General features: G+C 64.5%; 23 protein-coding genes and 1 tRNA gene. 13 read left to right on the plus strand and 11 right to left on the minus strand.

Annotation, left to right across the window (positions count from 1 at the left end; all coding sequences use genetic code 11):
* Positions 1-466 precede the first annotated feature (466 nt).
* The 3 genes from ampD to QCE69_RS12720 are packed head-to-tail and all read right to left on the minus strand — an operon-like array spanning position 467 to position 2,381.
* Complete coding sequence (gene ampD / locus QCE69_RS12710; protein WP_309918525.1) at positions 467-1,069, minus strand: 1,6-anhydro-N-acetylmuramyl-L-alanine amidase AmpD; 603 nt, start codon at positions 1,067-1,069, stop codon at positions 467-469.
* Positions 1,066-1,407 (minus strand): PP0621 family protein, encoded by a 342-nt coding sequence (locus QCE69_RS12715; RefSeq protein WP_309918528.1) that lies wholly within the window; start codon positions 1,405-1,407, stop codon positions 1,066-1,068. The genes ampD and QCE69_RS12715 overlap by 4 nt, the downstream gene beginning before the upstream one ends.
* Before the next feature lie 29 nt (positions 1,408-1,436).
* Positions 1,437-2,381 carry a cytochrome c biogenesis protein CcsA gene (locus tag QCE69_RS12720; protein ID WP_309918530.1) on the minus strand — a complete coding sequence of 315 codons (945 nt, stop codon included), beginning with the start codon at positions 2,379-2,381 and terminating at the stop codon, positions 1,437-1,439.
* Between the two features lie 121 nt (positions 2,382-2,502).
* On the opposite strand from QCE69_RS12720, the gene ffh reads away from it, so the two are divergent.
* Together ffh and QCE69_RS12730 are read left to right on the plus strand one after the other, a co-directional pair.
* Positions 2,503-3,870, plus strand: coding sequence for a signal recognition particle protein (gene ffh / locus QCE69_RS12725; RefSeq protein ID WP_309918533.1), 1,368 nt, complete (start codon positions 2,503-2,505; stop codon positions 3,868-3,870).
* 133 nt (positions 3,871-4,003) lie between these two features.
* The gene (locus QCE69_RS12730; RefSeq protein ID WP_309809915.1) at positions 4,004-4,555 is read left to right on the plus strand and encodes a hypoxanthine-guanine phosphoribosyltransferase; all 552 of its coding nucleotides are present in this window, start codon (positions 4,004-4,006) and stop codon (positions 4,553-4,555) included.
* A 43-nt stretch (positions 4,556-4,598) separates the two neighbouring features.
* Here the strand turns inward: QCE69_RS12730 and QCE69_RS12735 are convergent, their stop codons facing one another.
* Together QCE69_RS12735 and QCE69_RS12740 are read right to left on the minus strand one after the other, a co-directional pair.
* Positions 4,599-5,198 (minus strand): MarC family protein, encoded by a 600-nt coding sequence (locus QCE69_RS12735; RefSeq protein WP_309833395.1) that lies wholly within the window; start codon positions 5,196-5,198, stop codon positions 4,599-4,601.
* Complete coding sequence (locus tag QCE69_RS12740; RefSeq protein WP_309918536.1) at positions 5,198-6,934, minus strand: proline--tRNA ligase; 1,737 nt, start codon at positions 6,932-6,934, stop codon at positions 5,198-5,200. Before QCE69_RS12740 ends, QCE69_RS12735 begins: the two co-directional genes overlap by 1 nt.
* 297 nt (positions 6,935-7,231) lie before the next feature.
* Here QCE69_RS12740 and QCE69_RS12745 point away from each other — a divergent pair, with 297 nt between their 5' ends.
* Positions 7,232-7,885 carry an RNA pyrophosphohydrolase gene (locus QCE69_RS12745; RefSeq protein WP_309809923.1) on the plus strand — a complete coding sequence of 218 codons (654 nt, stop codon included), beginning with the start codon at positions 7,232-7,234 and terminating at the stop codon, positions 7,883-7,885.
* A 159-nt stretch (positions 7,886-8,044) separates the two neighbouring features.
* Positions 8,045-8,614 (plus strand): CNP1-like family protein, encoded by a 570-nt coding sequence (locus QCE69_RS12750; protein WP_309918538.1) that lies wholly within the window; start codon positions 8,045-8,047, stop codon positions 8,612-8,614.
* Positions 8,615-8,697: 83 nt separating this feature from the next.
* Here QCE69_RS12750 and proB read toward each other — a convergent pair whose 3' ends face one another.
* The 4 genes from proB to rplU form a co-directional block, all read right to left on the minus strand.
* Positions 8,698-9,816, minus strand: a complete 1,119-nt coding sequence (gene proB / locus QCE69_RS12755; protein WP_309931051.1) for a glutamate 5-kinase — start codon at positions 9,814-9,816, stop codon at positions 8,698-8,700.
* 57 nt (positions 9,817-9,873) lie between these two features.
* Positions 9,874-10,962 (minus strand): Obg family GTPase CgtA, encoded by a 1,089-nt coding sequence (cgtA, locus tag QCE69_RS12760; RefSeq protein ID WP_309918542.1) that lies wholly within the window; start codon positions 10,960-10,962, stop codon positions 9,874-9,876.
* Positions 10,963-11,155: 193 nt separating this feature from the next.
* Positions 11,156-11,416 (minus strand): 50S ribosomal protein L27, encoded by a 261-nt coding sequence (rpmA, locus tag QCE69_RS12765; RefSeq protein WP_014192314.1) that lies wholly within the window; start codon positions 11,414-11,416, stop codon positions 11,156-11,158.
* A 25-nt stretch (positions 11,417-11,441) separates the two neighbouring features.
* Positions 11,442-11,753, minus strand: coding sequence for a 50S ribosomal protein L21 (rplU, locus tag QCE69_RS12770; protein WP_309931642.1), 312 nt, complete (start codon positions 11,751-11,753; stop codon positions 11,442-11,444).
* Between the two features lie 292 nt (positions 11,754-12,045).
* Between rplU and QCE69_RS12775 the strand changes: the two genes are divergently transcribed.
* The 9 genes from QCE69_RS12775 to yacG all read left to right on the plus strand — a co-directional run bounded on the left by QCE69_RS12775 (position 12,046) and on the right by yacG (position 19,872).
* Entirely contained in the window at positions 12,046-13,038 is a 993-nt protein-coding gene (locus QCE69_RS12775; protein WP_309931053.1) for a polyprenyl synthetase family protein, read from the plus strand.
* Between the two features lie 67 nt (positions 13,039-13,105).
* Positions 13,106-13,182 (plus strand) — tRNA-Pro (locus tag QCE69_RS12780).
* A gap of 157 nt (positions 13,183-13,339) precedes the next feature.
* Complete coding sequence (locus QCE69_RS12785) at positions 13,340-14,629, plus strand: HlyC/CorC family transporter (protein WP_309931054.1); 1,290 nt, start codon at positions 13,340-13,342, stop codon at positions 14,627-14,629.
* Positions 14,630-14,702: 73 nt separating this feature from the next.
* Positions 14,703-15,899, plus strand: a complete 1,197-nt coding sequence (locus QCE69_RS12790; protein ID WP_309931056.1) for a GspE/PulE family protein — start codon at positions 14,703-14,705, stop codon at positions 15,897-15,899.
* A complete protein-coding gene (locus tag QCE69_RS12795; protein WP_309918551.1) occupies positions 15,896-17,113 on the plus strand; it encodes a type II secretion system F family protein in 1,218 nt (405 codons plus the stop codon). Before QCE69_RS12790 ends, QCE69_RS12795 begins: the two co-directional genes overlap by 4 nt.
* A gap of 31 nt (positions 17,114-17,144) precedes the next feature.
* The gene (locus tag QCE69_RS12800) at positions 17,145-18,065 is read left to right on the plus strand and encodes an A24 family peptidase (RefSeq protein WP_309931057.1); all 921 of its coding nucleotides are present in this window, start codon (positions 17,145-17,147) and stop codon (positions 18,063-18,065) included.
* A 31-nt stretch (positions 18,066-18,096) separates the two neighbouring features.
* Entirely contained in the window at positions 18,097-18,708 is a 612-nt protein-coding gene (gene coaE / locus QCE69_RS12805) for a dephospho-CoA kinase (protein WP_309931059.1), read from the plus strand.
* A gap of 152 nt (positions 18,709-18,860) precedes the next feature.
* The gene (gene zapD, locus QCE69_RS12810; protein ID WP_309809957.1) at positions 18,861-19,616 is read left to right on the plus strand and encodes a cell division protein ZapD; all 756 of its coding nucleotides are present in this window, start codon (positions 18,861-18,863) and stop codon (positions 19,614-19,616) included.
* A gap of 64 nt (positions 19,617-19,680) precedes the next feature.
* Positions 19,681-19,872 (plus strand): DNA gyrase inhibitor YacG, encoded by a 192-nt coding sequence (gene yacG, locus QCE69_RS12815; RefSeq protein ID WP_309918562.1) that lies wholly within the window; start codon positions 19,681-19,683, stop codon positions 19,870-19,872.
* A 25-nt stretch (positions 19,873-19,897) separates the two neighbouring features.
* Here yacG and QCE69_RS12820 read toward each other — a convergent pair whose 3' ends face one another.
* Positions 19,898-20,329 (minus strand): NUDIX domain-containing protein, encoded by a 432-nt coding sequence (locus tag QCE69_RS12820; protein ID WP_309918565.1) that lies wholly within the window; start codon positions 20,327-20,329, stop codon positions 19,898-19,900.
* Complete coding sequence (locus QCE69_RS12825) at positions 20,326-21,189, minus strand: ATP-binding protein (protein ID WP_309918567.1); 864 nt, start codon at positions 21,187-21,189, stop codon at positions 20,326-20,328. The genes QCE69_RS12820 and QCE69_RS12825 overlap by 4 nt, the downstream gene beginning before the upstream one ends.
* Positions 21,190-21,207: the final 18 nt, after the last annotated feature.

Consider the following 21,207-nt stretch of genomic DNA (forward strand, 5'->3'; position numbering starts at 1 on the left):
TGAATGCAGCAGGCTCTGGAACGCGATTCGCGGCGATGGCGGCCCGCATCGTTCTTGGCGTCCATGCGGTGCCCGCGTTGGCGCGCGGTGTCGGTCGACGCAACTCGCCCCCCTTGCATGCTTCTTCACGGTGCTGCTTGCTGGCGCTCGATGCCCGTGCAGCCTCCTTCGCATCGAAACCTGCATCGAAAGAAACCGCCTCGCGCACCGCCCCGGGCCAGCCAAACTTCTTCTACGCCGGAAAGCCAACGGCGCCGGCTCAAGGAGCGGGCGCCGCTTCAACAACACAAGATCTAGTGCAAATTACGTCTGTCGGCACCAAGTATAGTGGGCATCCGCGCAGTCTCAAAAACTTTTTTCTGCTTCATTGGGATTGACTTTTTCCGCCTCAAGCGCGGTAAAGGTATCGCGCGTCTCCGTGCTGCGTCGCAACGAGAAAAATCTTGCTCGATGTCAGCAACCCGGCTCAGTCGCGCGGCAGGAACGGGAAGAACGAGGGCGGCAACGCGCTGTCGTGACGCAGGCGCGGCCAGTCGAAGTGAGTGCCGGGATCGGTCTTGCGTCCCGGCGCGATGTCGGCGTGCCCGGCGAGCGCGTCGATGGGATAGCGCTTCACGAGCAGGCGCACGAGCGGGCCGAGCGCGCCGTACTGCGCGTCCTCGAAGGGCAGGCGGTCGCTGCCCTCCAGCTCGATGCCGATAGAAAAGTCATTGCAGCGCTCGCGTCCCCGAAACGACGAGACGCCCGCATGCCACGCGCGTTCGTCGCAGGAAACGAATTGCTGGATCTCACCGTTGCGGCGAATGACGAAGTGAGCGGACACGCGCAACCCGCGCAGCTGATCGAAGTACGGATGCGCGTCGTGATCGAGCCGGTTGAGGAAGAAGTCGGCGATGGCGTTCGTCGTGAAGTCGTCGGGCGGCAGGCTGATGTTGTGTACGACGATGAGCGTCGGCGCCGCGTTGCCCGGACGCGCCTCGAAGTTGGGCGACGGCAGGCGCTGCGCGTTCGTGAGCCAGCCCTGCCCGTCGATGTGCGCCGGGTCCGTGCTGCCGCCGCCTGTGTTCATCGCGCGTCGCGGCCAGTCGGACGGTTGGCGTGGGCGCGCGCGTGATCGGTACAGCAGAAGCGCTCGCCCGCGACGACGATCGCTTCGCTGCGCGGCGTGTGCACGCCGCATTGCGCGCATTGGATCAAAGGATCGGCGAGTTGCGGCGGCTGGGCTGCCGAGGCGCCCGAGCCGTTGCCATTGCGCGCACGGCCCGCGCCGGCGCCGCTGAAGCCACCTGCGCTCGCGCCGCCGGCCGCGGTGTCGCCTTGTTGCGCGCGCTCGTTCGCGCGGCGCAGCTTCTTCAAAAGCCACTGGCTCAGGAAGAACAGGACGATCAGAAAGAGGAAATTTCGCATGAGTACGGTCAGAAAGAAGAGCGCGCCGCTCAGACCACCGCGCGATGCAGCAGCACTTCGAACACGAAGCGGCTGCCGACATAAGCGAGCAGCAGCGCGGCGAACGACGCCAGCACCCAGCGCAACGCAGCGCGTCCGCGCCAGCCGGAGATGCGGCGCGCGGTCAGCAGCGCGCCGAACATCAGCCACGAGAGAAACGCGAACACGGTCTTGTGATCGAGGCGCAGCGCGCGATCGACCAGTTGCTCATTGAACGCGATGCCCGAGACGAGTGTCAGCGTGAGCAGCACGAAGCCTGCCGCGATCAGCCGGAACAACAGCTTCTCGAGCGTGAGAAGCGGCGGCAATGTGTCGAGCCAGCTGGCGAGCCAGCCATTGCCGGTGTGACGCGTGGCCATTCCGCGCATGCGCTGCAGGCGGCGTTCGAGCATCAGCATCAGCACGGCGTGCAGCGCGGCGATGGCGAACAGCCCGTAGGCGATGTTCGCGATCAGGAAATGCACCTTGAACATCGGCGCGGCGGAATACGACAACACGCGCACGCCGCCGAACAGCAAGGGCATCAGCGACGCGATGCACGCGAGCGGCAGCACGAGCAGACGCAGGCCGTCGAGCGGGAAGAAAAAGCTTTCGATCCAGTAAATGCCCGCGCCGAGCCAGAACATAGCGGAGAGCGCGAACGCGAAGCCGAAGATCATCGCATTCTGGGGAAAGATGGTGGTGTGCAGCAAGACGCCATGCACCAGCAACGCCACTAATAATAGTGAGCGTCCGACGCCGCTCATGCCGGACGCCTTCGACTGAGGCGCAGCCGGGACGGAAGACGGCACCGGAGACCGCACCGCCGCCCCGAATCCCGCCGGCGGCATGCCCGCCAGCGCCGGCTCCACGGCCGGGTGGCGATGCGCGCGCCAGCCCGCCACGGCAAGGCCGCCGTAGAGAAGCGCAGTGAGGGCATACAGTACAATATCCATGTTCGAAGTTTACACTAGGCCCCTGAGTCACGACGTTTTGCCCCTTGCGCCAGCGCGGGGCGAAACCTGAGCCGGCGTACGACACCGCGCCGAAAAGGGCCCCCTTTCCTACCGTTTCCCCATGCTCGATAACCTCACTCAACGGATGGCGCGCGTCGTCAAGACGCTGCGCGGCGAGGCCCGCCTCACTGAAGCCAACACCCAGGAGATGCTGCGCGAGGTGCGCCTCGCATTGCTCGAAGCGGACGTGGCGCTGCCGGTGGTGCGCGAGTTCATCGCGAAGGTGAAGGAGAAGGCGCTCGGCGAGGAAGTGCTGTCGAGCCTGTCGCCGGGCCAGGCGCTCGTCGGCGTCGTCCAGAAGGAACTGACGGCCGTGATCGGCGGCGATTACGAAGGCAAGGCCGCCGAACTGAATCTCGCCGTCACGCCGCCCGCCGTGATCCTGATGGCCGGCCTGCAGGGCGCCGGCAAGACCACCACCACCGGCAAGCTCGCCAAGCTGCTGCGCGAGAAGCAGAAGAAGAAGGTCCTGACCGTTTCCGTCGACGTGTACCGTCCCGCCGCCATCCGTCAGTTGCAGACGGTGACGGAGCAGGTCGGCGCGGACTTCTTCCCGTCCGAACCCGACCAGAAGCCCGCAGATATCGCGCGCGCGGCCATCGACTGGGCGAAGCGTCACTTTCATGACGTGGTGATCGTCGATACGGCCGGCCGTCTCGGCATCGACGAAGCCATGATGAAGGAGATCAGCGAACTGCACGGGCTGCTCAAGCCCGCCGAGACGCTGTTCGTCGTCGACGCCATGCTGGGTCAGGATGCCGTCAACACCGCAAAGGCCTTCAATGACGCGCTGCCGCTGACCGGCGTCGTGCTCACCAAGCTCGACGGCGATTCGCGCGGCGGCGCGGCGCTCTCCGTGCGTCACGTCACCGGCAAGCCGATCAAGTTCGTCGGCGTCGCGGAAAAGCTCGACGGCCTCGAAGTCTTTCATCCGGACCGCATGGCGAACCGGATCCTCGGCATGGGCGACATCCTCGCGCTGGTCGAGGAAGCACAGCGCGGCGTCGATACCGCCGCCGCGCAGAAGCTCGCCGACAAGGTCAAGAAAGGCGGCGACTTCGACCTGAACGACTTCAAGGCGCAGCTTTCGCAGATGAAGAAGATGGGCGGGCTGTCGTCGCTGATGGACAAGCTGCCGGCGCAGTTCCAGCAGGCCGCGCAGGGCGCGGACATGAACAACGCCGAGAAGCAGATGCGCCGCATGGAAGGCATCATCAATTCGATGACGCGCCAGGAACGCGCCAAGCCCGAGCTCATCAAGGCCGCGCGCAAGCGCCGGATCGCGGCGGGCGCGGGCGTGCACGTGCAGGAAGTCAACCGCATGCTCAATCAGTACGAGCAGATGCGCGGGATGATGAAGAAGCTGAAGGGCGGCAACCTGCAGAAGATGATGCGTGGCATGAAGGGCATGATGCCGGGCATGCGCTGAGCTTCGCTTCCTTGAACCCGCGCTGCGCTCGTCCGACGCGACACAAGGAGCGACACAAGGCGCGGGTTTATCATGTGGCGCACGCCGCCGTTTTTTTCCACACTAAGAAGTCTGCCTTTCCCCCGCTTGCCCTATGAATCGCGAAGAAGCCCTGCATATTTTCAGCCATTCCGAAGAGATCGTGACGGCCGCTGAAGTCAACGCCTCGATCGGCAAGATGGCCACGGCCATCAAGGCGGCGACGCAAGACGACTTCCCGCTGGTGCTCTCGGTCATGGGCGGCGCGGCCGTGTTCACCGGCATGCTGCTGCCGCATCTGGATTTCCCGCTCGAGTTCGATTACATCCACCTGACGCGCTATCGCAATGCCATCAAGGGCGGCAGCGAGATGCAGTGGCGCGTGGCGCCGGCGGAATCGGTGAAGGATCGCACGGTGCTCGTGCTCGACGATATCCTCGACGAAGGCGAGACCATGGCCGCCATCCGCGACCGCATCATGGCGATGGGCGCGAAGACGTTTCTCTCGGCGGTGCTGTGCGAGAAGATCATTCCGAAGGCCAAGCCGCTGCGTCCGGATTTCTGCGGCTTCGAAGTGCCGGACCGCTATGTGTTCGGCTGCGGCATGGACGCCAAGGGCTACTGGCGCAATCTGCCGACCATCCGCGCGCTGACCGAGGGCGCATGAGGCTTGTTCGCCTCCAATGAAAAAGCGGCCTTGGCCGCTTTTTTTACAGCTGATGCACGAAAGTGCGTATGCCGGTGAGCATCATCTCGACGGAAATCGCCACCAGCACGAGCCCCATCAGCCGCTCGAACGCCGTCACCACGCGCTCGCCGAGCCATTGCTGGATCTTCTCCGCGAGGATCAGCACGACGGCGCAGACGAGCATCGTCACCGTCAGCGCGCCGATCCACTCGAACATCTTGCCGGGCGCCTGCGAGGTCAGCAGCATCACCGTTGCAAGGGCCGACGGCCCCGCCAGCGCCGGAATGGCGAGCGGCACGATGAGCGGCTCGCCGCCGCGCGAGTCGCCGCCCATGGCGCCGTCCGGATGCGGAAAGATCATCCGCAGCGCGATCAGGAACAGCACGATGCCCCCGGCGATGCGCAATGAAACATCCGTGAGGTTCATTGCGCGCAGGAACCGGTCGCCGGCCAGCATGAATACCAGCAGGATCACGAACGCAATCGCCACTTCCCGCAGCACGACCACGCGACGCCGCTCCTTCGCGACGCCGCGCAGCGCGTTGATGAAGATCGGGATGTTGCCGAGCGGATCGGTGATCAGCAGCAACAGGATCGTCGCCGACAGGAAGTTGTATTGCATTACTTCCCGAGCGCGGCCCGGACCTTGCCCGTCACGACAGCGGCCGCTTCCTCGACCGGCAGCAGCGTGGCTTCGGTATCGCGACGGCCCTGGTACTCGAGCTTGCCTTCCTTGAGCCCGCGATCGCCGATCACGATGCGATGCGGCACGCCGATCAGTTCCCAGTCGGCGAACATCACGCCCGGACGCTCGCCGCGATCGTCGAGAATCACGTCGATGCCGGCTTCCTGCAGCGCGGAGTAAAGCGCATCGGCCTGCTCGCGGACGGCGTCGCTGCGGTCATAGCCCATCGGGCAGATCACCACTTCGAACGGCGCGATGGCTTCCGGCCAGATGATGCCGCGCTCGTCGAAGTTCTGTTCGATCGCCGCGCCCAGCACGCGCGTCACGCCGATGCCGTAGCAGCCCATCTGCATCGGCGCGGGCTTGCCGTTTTCATCGAGGATCGTGGCGCCCATCGCTTCCGAATACTTCGTGCCGAGCTGGAACACGTGGCCCACTTCAATGCCGCGGCAGATTTCGAGCGTGCCCTTGCCATCCGGCGACGGATCGCCCGCGACGACATTGCGGATATCCGCCACTTCGGGTTCCGGCAGATCGCGGCCCCAGTTCACGCCGGTGGTATGGAAATCCACTTCGTTGGTGCCGACGACAAAGTCGCTCATGTTCGCGACCGTGCGGTCGGCGATCACGCGCACCGGCTTCTTCGTGTTGAGCGGACCGAGGTAGCCCGGCGGCGTGCCGAACCACTCGACGATCTCGGCTTCGGTCGCGAAGCGGTATTCCTTCAGGCCCGGCAGCTTGTTGGTCTTGATGTCGTTGAGCGAGTGATCGCCGCGCAGCATCAGCAGCCAGATGGTGGGCTCGGCGCCGTCGTTTTCCGTCGCGAGAATGATCGACTTGATGGTCTTTTCGAGCGGAATGTTCAGCAGTTGCGCGACGGCTTCGCACTTGGCGGCGCCCGGCGTCGGCGTCTTCTTCAGTTCTTCCGTGGGCGCAGCGCGCTGCGCGATGAGCGGCAGCGCTTCCGCGGCCTCGACGTTCGCCGCGAACTCGGAAGCCGGGTTATAGGCGATGTCGTCCTCGCCCGTTTCGGCGATCACGTGGAACTCGTGCGAACCGCTGCCGCCGATGGAACCGTTGTCCGCCGCCACCGCGCGGAACTCCAGGCCGATGCGCGTGAAGATGCGCACGTACGCGTCGTACATCTTGCGATACGACTCGGCAAGGCCGTCGAGGTCCTTATCGAAGGAATACGCGTCCTTCATGATGAACTCGCGGCCGCGCATCACGCCGAAGCGCGGACGGATCTCGTCGCGGAACTTGGTCTGGATCTGATAGAAGTTCACCGGCAACTGGCGATAGCTCTTGATATCGCGGCGCGCGATGTCGGTCACGACTTCCTCGTGCGTCGGGCCCATCACGAAGTCGCGTTCGTGACGATCCTTGAAGCGCAGCAGTTCCGGACCGTATTGTTCCCAGCGCTTCGATTCCTGCCAGAGTTCGGCGGGCTGCACGGCGGGCATCAGCAATTCGAGCGCGCCCGCGCGGTTCATCTCCTCACGCACAATGGCTTCGACCTTGCGGATCGAACGCAGGCCGATCGGCATGTAGTCGTAGATACCGCCCGCGACGCGGCGGATCATGCCGGCGCGCATCATCAGCTTGTGGCTGACGATCTCGGCGTCGGCGGGAGCTTCCTTGAGAGTGCCGATGAAGAAACGGGATGCTTTCATTCAATTTTTCCAAGAGCGGCGCGTGCTGCGCTGCGGGTGAGCGCCGAAGCAGGCGAAACGAGGGTGAACAACGGAAACGGTCGACGGCGTTGCATGGAGCGGAGCTGTGTCTTGCGCCGGCCACTCGCCTGTCTGAAGCGAAGATTTTGCCGCCTTCCGGGTGGTCTGGCAAAGCGTCTGGCGCAGCGTTGCAGACGCGGCGCCGGATTCGTGCCCCGGATTGGGGTTCCTGCCGGTGCGCCAGGCCCGTTAACTGTTTATAATCAAAGCAATTTTAAAGGATTCGAAGGTGGTTGTATGCTGGATCGTGAAGGCTTTCGCCCGAACGTCGGCATCATCCTCTTGAACGCGCGCAACGAAGTGTTTTGGGGTAAGCGACTGCGTGAACATTCCTGGCAGTTTCCGCAAGGGGGTATCAAATACGGCGAGACCCCCGTGCAAGCGATGTATCGGGAGTTACACGAAGAAACCGGTTTGCTTCCTGAACACGTGAAGGTCATGGGTCGCACCCGTGACTGGCTGCGTTATGAGGTGCCGGACAAGTTCATCAAGCGCGAGGTGCGCGGACATTATCGCGGTCAGAAACAGATCTGGTTTCTGCTGCGCATGGTGGGCCGCGATTGCGACATCTGCCTGCGTGCGACGGACCATCCGGAATTCGATGCCTGGCGCTGGAACGAGTATTGGGTACCGCTGGATGCGGTCATCGAGTTCAAGCGCGACGTTTATCAACTGGCTCTCAACGAGCTGTCCCGCTTCCTGCGGCGCACCAACTCCCGCGGCGAACGCGGCGAGCGAGCCGCGCATCATGGGGCGCGCTATCCGCGCGTGCTCCAGACGATAACGATCGAAGCACCTGCGGTAACTGCCTCCGGCGCGGCAGTTCAGGCAGAATGCACGGTCAGCGAAGAAGTGACGGTGATCGTGCAGCAGCGTTCACCGTGCGACTGAGTTCCCTTGTTTCAGGTTCTCGGTTCTTCGCACACTTTGACACTCGGCATGACTTGAAGCGGCAGCCCGGCGATACACTCGCCGGGCTGTTGTTTCCATTTCGCCTTTAGCGCCGGGCGGGGTGCCCGAAGCCCGCGCGCATGTTTCCGGGAAATCCAATTGAAAGTCACAGCTTCACTCGCGTTGCTCGCGGCATCCACGGCCGCACTCGCCGTGCTCGCCGGCTGCTCAAGCTCCAAGACGCCGTCGAATCAGGATGACGGCGTCTTCACCTATCTGCTCGACCGCAAGAGCACCTGGGCCGAAGACAAGATCGACACGATGCCGCCGCTGCCGAAGGAAGCGAATCTGCTGCCCTTCAACGTGTCGCAGAACACGCCGCTCAACTTCGCCGTCGACAAATCCACGCTGACGGTCGGCAATGATGGCGTCGTGCGCTATGTGGTCGTCGTCACGAGTCCGGCCGGGGCGCGCAACGTCAACTATGAAGGCATCCGTTGCGACACGTATGAGTGGCGCCGCTATGCCAGCATCAATGACGATCAGAACGGCTGGGACCAGGGCGCCGCGTTCGACTTCAAACGCATCGAGAACGGCGAACTGAACGCCTACCAGGCCGCGCTCTATCAAGACTACTTCTGCACGAGCAAGCTGGTGGTCGGCACGGCCAAGCAGATTGTCGAGAACATCCAGTACAAGCGCACCCAGCGTTCGATCAACACGCGCTGATCACGGCCGCCACGCATGCAAAAAGCCCGCGGACCTTGCGGTCTGGCGGGCTTTTTTACGGCTGCGGTCTTGATGAACCGGCGTCAGACGAGCACCAGGTTGTCGCGGTGGATCAGCTCGGGCTCCAGCATGTAACCCAGCACGCTCTCGATCTCGCCGCTCGGCCGCCGATGAATCAGCCGCGCTTCCGAACTGCTGTAGTTCGTGATGCCGCGCGCCACTTCGCGGCCCTGATCGTCGATGCACGCAATCACCTCGCCACGGCCGAACGCGCCCTTCACGTCGATCACGCCGATCGGCAACAGGCTCTTGCCGTCGGCGGTGAGCTTGTCCACGGCGCCCGCATCGATCACGACGTGCCCGCGCACCTGAAGGTGATCCGCCATCCACTGCTTGCGCGCCGCCATGCGCGCCGTGCGTGCGATAAGCTGCGTGCCGATCAGTTCGCCCGACGCAAGCCGCGTCAGCACGTCGGCCTCGCGGCCGCTCGCGATCACCGTGTTCGCGCCACTGTGCGCCGCGCGCTTCGCCGCCAGGATCTTGGTCAGCATGCCGCCGCGGCCGAGGCTCGAACCGGCGCCGCCGGCCATTTGCTCGAGCTCGGGCGTGCCGGCATCGGCCTGCTCGACGAGCGTCGCGCTGGCATCCTTGCGCGGATCCGCCGTGAACAGGCCGCGTTGATCCGTGAGAATCACGAGCGCGTCGCCTTCGATCAGATTGGCCACCAGCGCGCCGAGCGTGTCGTTGTCGCCGAACTTGATTTCGTCGGTGATGACGGTGTCGTTCTCGTTGATGATCGGCACCGCGCCCAGCCGCAGCAGCGTGAGCAGCGTCGAACGGGCGTTGAGATAGCGTTCGCGGTCGGCCAGGTCGGCGTGTGTCAGCAGGATCTGCGCGGTGCGGATGCCGTGCGCGCCGAAGCTGCTCTCGTACACCTGCGCCAGCCCCATCTGTCCGACGGCCGCCGCCGCCTGCAATTCGTCGATCTCGCGCGGCCGCTTGCTCCAGCCGAGCCGGTGAATGCCTTCCGCGATCGCGCCCGAACTCACGAGCACGACTTCCTTGCCCTGTTCGCGCAGCGCCGCGATCTGCGCCGCCCAGCGGCCGATGGCCGCATGATCGAGCCCGCGCCCGTCGTTGGTGACGAGGCTAGACCCGACTTTCACTACGATTCGCTTCGCTGCGGCGATGACTGAACGCATCGTGCGCTTTCTCCCTCGGAAGGCGTGTTCTTGAAGCTCGTTCTTTGATGCTCGTCGTTACTCTTTGCTGGCCTGGTCGTCGCGGAAACGCACGTCGGCGGCGAGATCTTCCTCTTCCGCCGCGCGCGACGCATCCGAGTGCTGCGAGATGTAGTCGAACACCGCGTAGGTCAGCGCTTCGCAGCCCTGGCCCGTCAGCGCCGAAATCTCGAACACCGGACCGTCCCACTCGAAGCGCTCGACGAAGTCCTTCACGCGCGCTTCGCGCTCGTCTTCCGGCACCATGTCGAGCTTGTTCAGCACGAGCCAGCGCGGCTTTTCATAGAGCTGCTCGTCGTACTTGCGCAGTTCGTTGACGATTGCCTTGGCCTCGGCCACCGGATCGACGTTTTCATCGAACGGCGCCATGTCGACCAGATGCAGCAGCACGCCGGTGCGCTGCAGATGGCGCAGGAAGCGGTGACCGAGCCCCGCGCCTTCCGCCGCGCCTTCGATCAGGCCCGGAATGTCGGCGATCACGAAGCTCTTGCTCGGCCCGACGCGCACCACGCCGAGGTTCGGCGCGAGCGTCGTGAACGGATAGTCGGCGATCTTCGGCCGCGCGTTCGACACCGACGAAATGAACGTGGACTTGCCCGCGTTCGGCATGCCGAGCAGGCCGACGTCGGCGAGCACTTTCAGTTCGAGCTTGAGCATGCGGCGCTCGCCCGGCTTGCCCTCGGTCTTCTGCCGCGGCGCGCGGTTCGTGCTCGACTTGAAATGCAGGTTGCCGAGGCCGCCCGCGCCGCCCTGGCCGACGAGCACTTGCTGATTGTGTTCGGTCAGGTCGGCGATCAGCTCGCCGGTTTCCTGATCCGTGATGATGGTGCCGACCGGCATGCGCAGCGTGATGTCGTCGCCGCCCTTGCCGTAGCAGTCGGCGCCGCGGCCGTTCTCGCCGTTGCGCGCCTGGTGTTTCTTCGCGAACCGGTAGTCGATCAGCGTGTTGATGTTGCGGTCCGCGACCGCGTAGACGCTGCCGCCGCGGCCGCCGTCGCCGCCGTCCGGCCCGCCGAACGGAACGAACTTCTCGCGGCGCATCGACGCGCTGCCATCTCCTCCGTCGCCGGCGATGACTTCGATCCTCGCTTCGTCAATGAACTTCATGCGTTGCTCCGTCCCGTGTAATTCGAGCTATTGTGCCGCGACCCGGCGCTGCCGGTCACTGGCCTTGATGAATCCTGCCGATGCGCAATTGCTGCGCATCAAATGAAAAAGGCCCCGCGAACTTCGCGGGGCCCTGGATTTTCGACCTTGCGGCCTTGATCCTTTTTTCGGTCCTGAAGCCCGTGCGTAAAATTTACGCTGCCGGGACGACGACGACCGTATGCTTGCGGGCAGCGCCCTTGGTCACGAACTTCACGTGACCGTCGGCCAGTGCGAACAGGGTGTGATCCTTGCCGATGCCGACATTTTCACCCGGGTGCATGCGCGTGCCGCGCTGGCGAACGATGATGCCGCCTGCGTTGATTGCCTGGCCGCCGTACACCTTCACGCCGAGACGCTTCGACTCGGAGTCGCGGCCGTTGCGGGAAGACCCGCCTGCTTTTTTGTGTGCCATTTGCTTAGCTCCTTAACCGGTGCGCTTACGCGTTGATCGCGTCGATGCGCAGTTCGGTGTAGTTCTGGCGATGGCCAGCGTGCTTTTGGTAGTGCTTCCGGCGACGCATCTTGAAGATGGTCACTTTCTTGTGACGACCTTGGGACACGACGGTAGCCTTGACGGAAGCCCCACTGACCAGCGGCGTACCGAACTGAATCGATTCACCTTCGCCTACTGCGAGAACCTGGTCGAGCGTGATTTCAGCGTCAATGTCTGCCGGTATCTGTTCTACTTTCAATTTTTCGCCGATAGCAACCTTATACTGCTTGCCGCCGGTTTTTATGACCGCGTACATTGAGAACCTCACTCTGAATTCAAACTTGTTTCTCCGGATTTCCTGTAGCTTCCTGGAGATCACGAAGACTTTCCACGCACCACGCGCGGAAAACACGCGATTATACATGGGGTTACGCCCGAGGTCAAAGCGCTTTGCCTGTCGCCGCGCTGAGCCGGACCCCATGCGAACCCCGGTCAAATGCCGTCGAACGGCGTCCGAAATTCCCTCATACCCGCGGATGCGTGACGGCGTGCCCCCGTCGTCCGGCCGATTCGCCTTATAATCCGCCGGATTACCTTAACCGCCCATCATGTCGTCCACCGCCACTTCCTCCCCCAACGCCGCCGCGCTGCTCGCCCCGATTGCCGAGGACATGCAGCAGGTCAATCGCGTCATCCGGCAGCGCCTGGCATCAGAAGTGATGCTCATCAACCAGATTTCGGAGTACATCATCGGCGCGGGCGGCAAGCGGCTGCGTCCGGCGCTCTTGCTGCTGGTTTCGGGCGCGCTGGGGGAAACCACCGGACATCGCCATGAACTCGCCGCCGTGGTCGAGTTCATCCACACGGCAACGCTCCTGCACGACGACGTGGTCGACGAATCCGACCTGCGGCGCGGCCGCCAGACGGCCAATGCGCTGTTCGGCAACGCGGCGAGCGTGCTGGTGGGCGATTTCCTGTACTCGCGCTCGTTCGAAATGATGGTGAGCGTCGGCAAGATGCGCGTGATGGAAATCCTGTCGGTGGCGACAAACATCATTTCCGAAGGCGAAGTGCTGCAGTTGCTCAACATGCACGATCCGGACGTCGACGAAGCGCGCTACATGCAGGTGATCCGCTACAAGACGGCAAAGCTGTTCGAAGCGGCGGCGCAGCTCGGCGCGGTGCTGTCGGGCGCGGATGCGCGCACCGAAGCGGCGGCGGCGGAATTCGGCCGGCGCATCGGCACGGCGTTCCAGATCATGGACGACTGGCTGGACTACACCGGCACGCCCGAGTCGATGGGCAAGAACGCCGGCGACGACCTGCGCGAAGGCAAGCCCACGCTGCCGCTCATCTACCTGATGGAGCACGGCACGCCGGAACAGGCGGCGCTCGCGCGCGAGGCAATCGAACAAGGCGGCACGGACCGCTTCGACACGATCTTCCATGCCATCACCACGTCCGGCGCGCTCGATCACACGCTGGAGTGCGCGCGCAAGGAAGCAGAAGCGGCGGCGAACGCGATTTCTTCGTTCCCCCCTTCCATCTACAGAGAGAGCCTGCTAGAATTATGTTCTTACTCGACATCGCGGCAGTCTTGAAAAAGACTAAAGCGGTGCAAGAGTCTGAGTCGAGTAGGTCCGCAGTAGTCAGTCAGCAGTAAAAATTCGGGGTGTAGCTTAGCCTGGTAGAGCGCTACGTTCGGGACGTAGAGGCCGGAGGTTCGAATCCTCTCACCCCGACCAGAATTTCCGAAACCCGCATGGTCCGCCATGCGGGTTTTTTGTTTCCGGCGACCGTGTTTCAGCTTGCTTCTCCTGTATCAGCCAGAAGGGCTGGCGGCAAGGTCGGAAACCCCGTCTGCTATATTTCCTTCCATCTCCGCCCCTACCGACCAATCGCGTGGACAGCCTCCCCTTATGGGCGCAAATTTGCGCCATCTTTCTGCTGCTCTTCCTGTCCGGTTTTTTCTCCATTTCCGAAACATCGATGATGGCGCTCAACCGTCATCGGCTGAAGTATCTCGCGAGCCAGGGTTCGCTGCGGGCCCGCACTACCCAAGGCCTCCTCGCCAAGACTGACCAGTTGCTGTCCGTGATCCTGATCGGCAACAACCTGATCAACACGATCATCCCGGTGTTGACCACGTCGATCGCGCTGCGCACCTTCGGCCACAACAACATGGTGCTGTCGATCACGACCGGCGTCATCGCGTTCCTCATCATCGTGTTCGCGGAAATTGCGCCGAAGATCGTCGGCGCGACTTATCCCGAGAAGGTTGCGCTGCCCGCGAGCCTGATTCTCGCGCCGCTGATGCGCATCGCGCGGCCGCTCATCTGGTTCGTGAACCTGTTCGCCAACGCGATCCTCGCGGCGCTGCACATCAACACGAAAAACAAGCGCGACCAGCGCATCTCGCCGGAGGAATTGCGCACCATCGTGCTCGAAACCGGCAGCTTCATGCCGACCAAGCACCGCAGCATCCTGCTGAACCTGTTCGATCTCGAGAACATTTCCGTCGATGACGTGATGATTCCGCGCCGTCGCATCGAGGCGCTGGATTTCGATGCGCCGTTCGAACAGATCCTGCATCAGCTCGAAACCTGCTATCACAACAAGCTGCTGGTGTATCAGGGCGACATCGACCGCGTGATGGGCATCCTGCACGTGCGCAAGACGCTTTCGGCGCTGCATAACCAGGAGCTGGAGCGCGAGACGCTGCGCGAACTGCTTGCCGAGCCCTATTTCGTCCCGACAGGAACGCCCGTCTTCCAGCAATTGCAGTATTTCCAGGAAAGCGGCCAGCGGATTGCCATCGTGGTCGACGAGTACGGCGAACTGCAGGGACTCGTGACGCCCGAGGACATCATCGAGGAACTGATCGGCGAATTCACCACGACCATTCCACGCGGCGCCGGCTCACGCGGCGGCTGGGATGCCAAAGGCGAATGCATCGTGGCGGGCAGCATGCCGTTGCGCGAACTGAACCGCTGGCTGCACCTGACCCTGCCAACCGACGGCCCGAAGACGCTCAACGGCCTGATCCTCGAAACGCTCGAGGACATTCCGGACGGCGACGTCTCGGTGCGCATCGCGGGCGTGACGTTCGAAGTGATGCGCAGCGACGATCAAGCCATCCGCACGGTGAAGATTTTCCAGCCGACACCGCCGGCCCGGCGCAGCGCGCGCTAGCCGTTCGGCCGACTGGGCGTGGCGGCGCGCAAGCGGGATGATCGATTCATTCCGACTGCGACGACTCCACGCCATGACCCACCCTTCGCACGAAGCATTCACGCGCCCTCCGCGCATCGCCGACTCCGCCCCGGACAACGAGGCGCCTGCCGTCTCGCTGCTTGCCGAAACGCTGCGCGAAGCGGCTGCGCGCGGGGCGTCCGACATTCACGTCGAACCTGCCGAGCATGACTGGCGCATCCGTGTGCGCGTCGACGGCGTGCTGCACGTGCTGAGGCGTCCGCCGCCGCATCTGCGCGACGCCTTCGTTACGCGCATCAAGGTGCTGGCGCGCATGGACATCGCCGAGCGGCGCGTGCCGCAGGACGGCCGGCTGCGTCTGCATCTGGCGGGCGGGCAGGTCGGCGACTATCGCGTGAATTCGCTGCCTACGCTGTTCGGGGAAAAGCTGGTGCTCCGGAGGCTCGACGCGCTGCCGCCCGATCTGTCGCTCGGCGCGCTCGGGCTCGACGAAGCGCAGAGCCGCGTCGTCGAAGGAGCGATCCGCGCGCCGCACGGGCTCGTGCTCGTGACGGGGCCCACCGGCAGCGGCAAGACGCTGTCGCTCTATTGCTTCCTGCAACTGCTGAACGCCGAGGCGCGCAACGTATGTTCGGTGGAGGATCCGGTCGAGATCCAGCTCGCCGGCATCAATCAGGTGAGCGTGCGCGAAAAGGCCGGGCTGACCTTCGCTGTCGCGCTGCGGGCGTTCATGCGGCAGGATCCGGACGTCATCATGGTGGGCGAAATCCGCGACGCCGAAACCGCCGATGTCGCCGTGAAGGCCGCGCAGACCGGCCATCTCGTGCTCTCCACGCTGCACACCAACGACGCGCCCGCCGCTATCGCGCGGCTCATCGACATCGGCATCGCGCCTTATAACCTCGCGTCGGCGCTGCGGCTCGTCACGGCGCAGCGGCTGGTGCGCAAGCTTTGCACGGCGTGCCGCGCAGCCTCGGCGCTGGCGCTGGACGGCGGCTTCCATCCCTTCGAGCCGCGCGGGTGCCCGGCGTGCCATGGCATCGGCTATCGCGGGCGGATCGGTGTGCATCAACTGATGCCCGTGTCGGATCAACTGCGCGAACTGATCGTCGCGCGTGCCGCCACCCATGCCGTCGCGCGCGCCGCTCAGGCGCAGGGCATGCCGGCGCTGCGGGAGGCGGCCTTCGCCCGCGTGCGCGAAGGCGTGACGAGCGTTGCCGAGGCCGCCGAAGCAACGGAGCTCGAATGATGCGCGCCGCCATGCAGGAAGGATCGGAGCTGCGCTACGCCTGGCGCGGGCTGGATGCGGACGGCCGCGAACAGCGCGGGCGGATCATCGCCGTCGATGCGCCGTCGGCCCGCGCGGCGCTGCGGCGCAACGGCGTCATCGTCACCGTGCTCGATATGACGGGCGTCGCGCCGCCGCCGAAAGCCACCGCCGCCGAGATCACCCTTTTCACGCGCCAGCTGGCCAGCCTGCTGCGCGCGGGACTGCCGCTCGCCGGCGCCCTCGATCTGATCGGAAACAGCACGACGCGCAGCGGACTGCCGCGCATCGTGCGCGCGCTATCCCGTGGCATCACGCGCGGCCTGCCGTTTTCGGCCGCGCTCGCGCATCATCCGGACGCGTTCGGCACGCTCTACTGCCAGCTGGTCTCGGTGGGCGAAGTGGCCGGCGCACTGCCCGCGGTACTCGCGCGTCTCGCCGACGATCGCGAGCGCGCCGCGTCGCAACGCGCCCGGCTGCGTGCCGCGCTGGCCTATCCGGTGATGGTGCTGCTGCTGTCGCTGGCGATCACGGCGGGACTGCTGATCGGCGTCGTGCCCACCTTCAAGACGATCTTCGACGGCTTCGGCGCCGCGCTGCCCGCGCCCACGCGCTTCGTGCTTGCGCTCTCCGACGGCGTCGCTCGCTTCGGTGTGCCGTTCTTCGCTGCGTCGGGCTGCCTCGCGCTGGCCGCGTGGCGCTGGCTGAAGCGCTCGCCGGATGCGCGCGAAGCGGCGGATCGACTGAGCTTGCGCCTGCCGCTGATCGGCTCGCTGTTGCGCGCGCTGGCCGTGGCGCGCTGGAGCCGTGCGCTCGGCACCTTGCTGTCCGCCGGCACGCCGCTGTCCGATGCCTTCGATTCGCTCACCCACGCCACCGGCAACCGCGTCTTCGACCGCGCGACTGTCGAGATCGCCGCGCGCCTGCGCAACGGCGAGCGGCTCGCGGTCGCCATGCGCGCGCCAGGTTGCTTCCCGCCGGACGTGGTGCAGCCTATCGCCGTCGCAGAGGAATCCGGTTCGCTCGACGCCATGCTGCTCGACCTCGCCGCCTTGGCCGATCGTCAGGTCGACGAGCGCATCGGCGGCTTTGCCAGCCTGTGCGAACCCATCGTCATTGCCGTGCTGGGCGCGCTCGTGGGCGGTCTCGTCATAGCGATGTATCTTCCCATCATTCAGCTCGGCAACGTGGTGTAGCATCGCGGGCCAAAGCCATCCATCGTTCATCATGCAACCCTCGTTCGATCCGTCCGCCGCGCATATCGCCAGCCGCTACGCGGAAGCCTTCGCGATGCTGCCCGTCGCCGCGCAGTACGGGTTCGCCATCGTGTTCGGTCTCGTGATCGGCAGCTTTCTGACGGTGGTCGTGCATCGCCTCCCGGTCATGCTGGAGCGCGCCTGGCGGGCGGAAGTCGCCGCCGCCGCGGATGGTCCGAACACGTCGAACCCCGCCGAAACCGACTCCTACCCCGCGCGTTACAACCTCGCCGTGCCGCGCAGCGCGTGTCCGCACTGCGGGCATGTGTTGCGCGCCTGGGAGAACATTCCCGTGGTGAGCTATCTCGCACAACGCGGACGCTGCTCGGCATGCGGCGCGCGCGTGAGCCCGCGGTATCCGCTGACGGAACTGGCAACCGGCGCGCTCGCCGGGCTCGCGCTGTACGCGTACGGTCCGGGATGGGACGCGCTCGCCGCCTTCGGACTGTGCGCGACGCTGCTCGTCGCGGCCCTCATCGACTACGACACGCGCTATCTCCCCGACGTATTGACGCTGCCGCTGCTGTGGGCGGGCCTCATCGTCAATCTGGGCGACACAGGCTTCACCAGCTTGCAGAACGCGGTGAGCGGCGCGATCGCCGGCTATCTGTTCCTGTGGTCCGTGTACTGGCTCTTCAAGCTCGCGCGCGGCGTGGAAGGCATGGGCTACGGCGACTTCAAGCTGTTCGCCGCCATCGGCGCCTGGCTTGGCTGGGCGCCGCTCGCGCAGGTGGTCCTGATCGCGGCCATCGCGGGCGCGGCATTCGGCATCGTCGCGACGATGCGCAAGCGCATGCGCTTCGAAGAGCCCCTGCCGTTCGGACCGTTTCTTGCGGCCGGCGGAGCAATCACGCTGTTCGTCGGCACCCCGCTGTACGCCATGTTCGGATGAACGCATCGGCATCTTAGGAGAACCTGCGCGCATGTTCAGCATCGGACTTACCGGAGGAATCGGCAGCGGCAAGAGCACGGTCGCGGATCTGTTCGCCGCACGCGGCGTACCGCTGATTGACACCGATCTCATCGCACACCAGATCACGGCGCCGGGCGGCGTCGCCATGCCGCTGATCGCCGCGGAGTTCGGCCAGGACTTCGTGGCGGCGGACGGCTCGCTGGACCGCGCGAAAATGCGCACGCTCGTCTTTTCCGACGACACCGCGAAAGCACGCCTCGAAGCCATCGCGCATCCGCTCATCCGCGCCGAGACAGAACGGCAACGTCATAGTGCAGCGGGTCCGTATCACATCGTGGTCGTGCCTCTGCTGGTGGAATCCGGCTCGTGGTCGGAGCGCGTGTCGCGCGTCCTCGTGGTCGACTGTCCGGTCGAAACGCAGATCGCGCGCGTCATGCGCCGCAACGGCTTTGCGCGCGAACAGGTGCTCGCGATCATGGCGAAGCAGGCAGCACGCGAGACCCGGCTCGCCGCCGCCGACGACATCGTCCTCAACGACGATTCCGCCACGCTCGATCACCTCGCCGAACAGGTGAACACGCTTCACGCGCGCTATCTGACACTCGCGAACGGCAGCGCCTGAGTTGCCCGAACGTCTCGAAAGTTCCCGCTTTTGCTTCGAAAGACGCAACGAGAGGCCCGATTTTGCCCTGATTTGCTAGGGTGAGGATGCGGCATTAGAATGTGCTCACTTCCGCTCATGGAAGCAACCGACCCACGCCGAGGCGAGCGCGCTTGATCCTTTACGAGTACCCCTTCAACGAGCGCATCCGGACGCTGTTGCGGCTCGAAGACCTGTTCGAGCGCTTCACGTTCTTTCTGACTCAGGAAGACGCGCGCGAACATCACGTCGCGCTCACGACGCTCTTCGAAATCGCCGAAGTGGCGGGCCGTACGGATCTGAAAGCCGACCTCATGAAGGAACTCGAGCGGCAGCGGCAAACGCTCGCACCGTTCCGCGGCAATCCGGGCATCGAACAGGAAGCGCTGGAAGCGGTGCTCGGTGAAATCGAGCAGACGCTCGCCGGCCTCACCGACATGCACGGCAAGACGGGCCAGCACCTCGCCGACAACGAATGGCTCGCGAGCATTCGCAGCCGTACGATCATTCCCGGCGGCACCTGCAAGTTCGATCTTCCGTCGTACTACGCGTGGCAGCAGTTGCCCGTGGAGGAACGTCGCCAGGACATCGCCAAATGGGTCATGCCGATGCTCGCACTGCGCGACGCGGCCGCCATCGTGCTGCGCCTCGCCCGTGAATCCGGTCAGGCGTCGAAAGTGATGGCGATGCAGGGCAGCTATCAGCAGATGTTGTCCGGGCGCACTTATCAGCTGATGCAGGTGCGCGTCTCGCCCGATACGCGCGTCATTCCCGAAGCGAGCGCGAACAAGTACATGCTGTGGGTGCGCTTCACGGTGCAGGACGGCGACCTCAAGCCGCGCGCAGTGGACGTCGACGTGCCCTTTCATCTGACGCTTTGCAGCCTTTGAATCCGGAGCGGTCTGGCCTCATATGGTCAAATACCGTCTGTAACCGGCTCGAATCGCACCCGTCATGACCACTGTCGTCAAATGCCCGACCTGCAGCAAGGATGTCCGCTGGGTCCCTGAAAACCGCTTTCGCCCGTTCTGCTCGGAGCGCTGCAAGCAGATCGATCTCGGCGCGTGGGCGGCCGAGAAATACAAGATCGCGGGGAATGCGCAGGAAACGCCGCCGGACGACGACCAGCACGGCGGCCTGAACTAAAGCTCGATCAGAGCCTCGAAAAGTCTTATTCCCGCTCTTCTTCTTCGAGCCATTCCAGAATGGGAATGGCCGCCGGAAGCAGCGGCGCCACTTCGACAGGCAGCGTCTGCCACGCAATCGCCTGTCCCTCGCGGCCGAGCGGCGTGCCCTTCCACTCCGTCACCTTGCAGAAGAACAAGCGCACGTAGGCATGCGGGTAATCGTGCTCGAGCGTGCGCCACAGCTGGCACGCGGTGACATCGATGCCCAGTTCCTCGTGCAGTTCGCGCCCGAGCGCCGCCTCGATGCTCTCGCCCGCCTCCAGCTTGCCGCCCGGAAACTCCCAGTAACCCTCATACGGCTTGCCGGCGGGGCGTTGCGCGAGCAAATAGCGGCCGTCGTGCTGCACCATCACGCCGACGGCCACTTCCGTCACCTTGCGGCCGTCGGGCGCGAGATCGCTCTGTGCGCCGCTCACTGCTTGCGTCCCGACCAGTCGCGCGCGAACTGCCACGCCACGCGTCCCGAGCGCGAGCCGCGTTCGAGCGCCCACACCAGCGCATCGCCGCGCGCGCCTTCGATCTCTGCGTCAGCGCAGCCGAAATGCTTCAGCCAGTGGCCGACGATCGCCAGGTAATCATCCTGCTTGAACGGGTAGAAGCTGACCCACAGGCCGAAGCGCTCGGACAGCGAGATCTTCTCTTCGACGACTTCGCCCGGATGAATCTCGCCGTCGGACGTGTGCTTGTAGGTCTCGTTGTCGCTCATGTACTCGGGCAGCAGATGGCGGCGGTTCGAGGTTGCGTAGATCAGCACGTTGTCGGACTGCGCGGCTACCGAGCCGTCGAGCGCCACCTTCAGCGCCTTGTAGCCCGACTCGCCTTCCTCGAACGAGAGGTCGTCGCAGAACACGATGAAGCGCTCGGGCCGCGCCGAAATCAGATCGACGATATCGCCGAGATCGTGCAGATCGTCCTTGTCCACTTCGATCAGACGCAGGCCGTCCTTCGCGTAGGCATTGAGGCACGCCTTGATCAGCGACGACTTGCCCGTACCCCGTGCGCCCGTCAGCAACACATTGTTCGCAGGCAGCTTCTTCACGAATTGCAGCGTGTTCTGCTGGATCAGCCCTTTCTGGCGATCGATGTTCTGCAGGTCGTCGAGCGAGATGAGCGAAATGGCCGGCACCGGCTGCAGGAAGCCGCGGCCCTGACGCTTGCGCCAGCGGAACGCGACCGCGGCTTCCCAGTCGATGTCCGGCGCCGCGGGCGGCAACATGCCTTCGATGCGCGCGAGCACTGCTTCGGCGCGCGTGAGAAATTGTTCGAGCTTGTCCATTGTCGGTATCGTTGCGCG

Source organism: Caballeronia sp. LZ032 (assembly GCF_031451315.1).
GTDB lineage: Bacteria > Pseudomonadota > Gammaproteobacteria > Burkholderiales > Burkholderiaceae > Caballeronia.

Excerpts from the sequence above, each read along its gene's own strand:
- QCE69_RS12735 (WP_309833395.1), bottom strand. The coding sequence starts at position 5,198 with ATGCAATACAACTTCCTGTCGGCGACGATCCTGTTGCTGCTGATCACC.
- QCE69_RS12715 (WP_309918528.1), bottom strand. The coding sequence starts at position 1,407 with ATGCGAAATTTCCTCTTTCTGATCGTCCTGTTCTTCCTGAGCCAGTGG.
- QCE69_RS12795 (WP_309918551.1), top strand. The coding sequence starts at position 15,896 with ATGATGCGCGCCGCCATGCAGGAAGGATCGGAGCTGCGCTACGCCTGG.
- rpmA (WP_014192314.1), bottom strand. The coding sequence starts at position 11,416 with ATGGCACACAAAAAAGCAGGCGGGTCTTCCCGCAACGGCCGCGACTCC.
- QCE69_RS12790 (WP_309931056.1), top strand. The coding sequence starts at position 14,703 with ATGACCCACCCTTCGCACGAAGCATTCACGCGCCCTCCGCGCATCGCC.
- rplU (WP_309931642.1), bottom strand. The coding sequence starts at position 11,753 with ATGTACGCGGTCATAAAAACCGGCGGCAAGCAGTATAAGGTTGCTATC.
- cgtA (WP_309918542.1), bottom strand. The coding sequence starts at position 10,962 with ATGAAGTTCATTGACGAAGCGAGGATCGAAGTCATCGCCGGCGACGGA.
- ffh (WP_309918533.1), top strand. The coding sequence starts at position 2,503 with ATGCTCGATAACCTCACTCAACGGATGGCGCGCGTCGTCAAGACGCTG.
- QCE69_RS12775 (WP_309931053.1), top strand. The coding sequence starts at position 12,046 with ATGTCGTCCACCGCCACTTCCTCCCCCAACGCCGCCGCGCTGCTCGCC.
- QCE69_RS12730 (WP_309809915.1), top strand. The coding sequence starts at position 4,004 with ATGAATCGCGAAGAAGCCCTGCATATTTTCAGCCATTCCGAAGAGATC.
- QCE69_RS12800 (WP_309931057.1), top strand. The coding sequence starts at position 17,145 with ATGCAACCCTCGTTCGATCCGTCCGCCGCGCATATCGCCAGCCGCTAC.
- QCE69_RS12740 (WP_309918536.1), bottom strand. The coding sequence starts at position 6,934 with ATGAAAGCATCCCGTTTCTTCATCGGCACTCTCAAGGAAGCTCCCGCC.
- coaE (WP_309931059.1), top strand. The coding sequence starts at position 18,097 with ATGTTCAGCATCGGACTTACCGGAGGAATCGGCAGCGGCAAGAGCACG.
- ampD (WP_309918525.1), bottom strand. The coding sequence starts at position 1,069 with ATGAACACAGGCGGCGGCAGCACGGACCCGGCGCACATCGACGGGCAG.
- QCE69_RS12745 (WP_309809923.1), top strand. The coding sequence starts at position 7,232 with ATGCTGGATCGTGAAGGCTTTCGCCCGAACGTCGGCATCATCCTCTTG.
- QCE69_RS12825 (WP_309918567.1), bottom strand. The coding sequence starts at position 21,189 with ATGGACAAGCTCGAACAATTTCTCACGCGCGCCGAAGCAGTGCTCGCG.
- yacG (WP_309918562.1), top strand. The coding sequence starts at position 19,681 with ATGACCACTGTCGTCAAATGCCCGACCTGCAGCAAGGATGTCCGCTGG.
- proB (WP_309931051.1), bottom strand. The coding sequence starts at position 9,816 with ATGCGTTCAGTCATCGCCGCAGCGAAGCGAATCGTAGTGAAAGTCGGG.
- QCE69_RS12720 (WP_309918530.1), bottom strand. The coding sequence starts at position 2,381 with ATGGATATTGTACTGTATGCCCTCACTGCGCTTCTCTACGGCGGCCTT.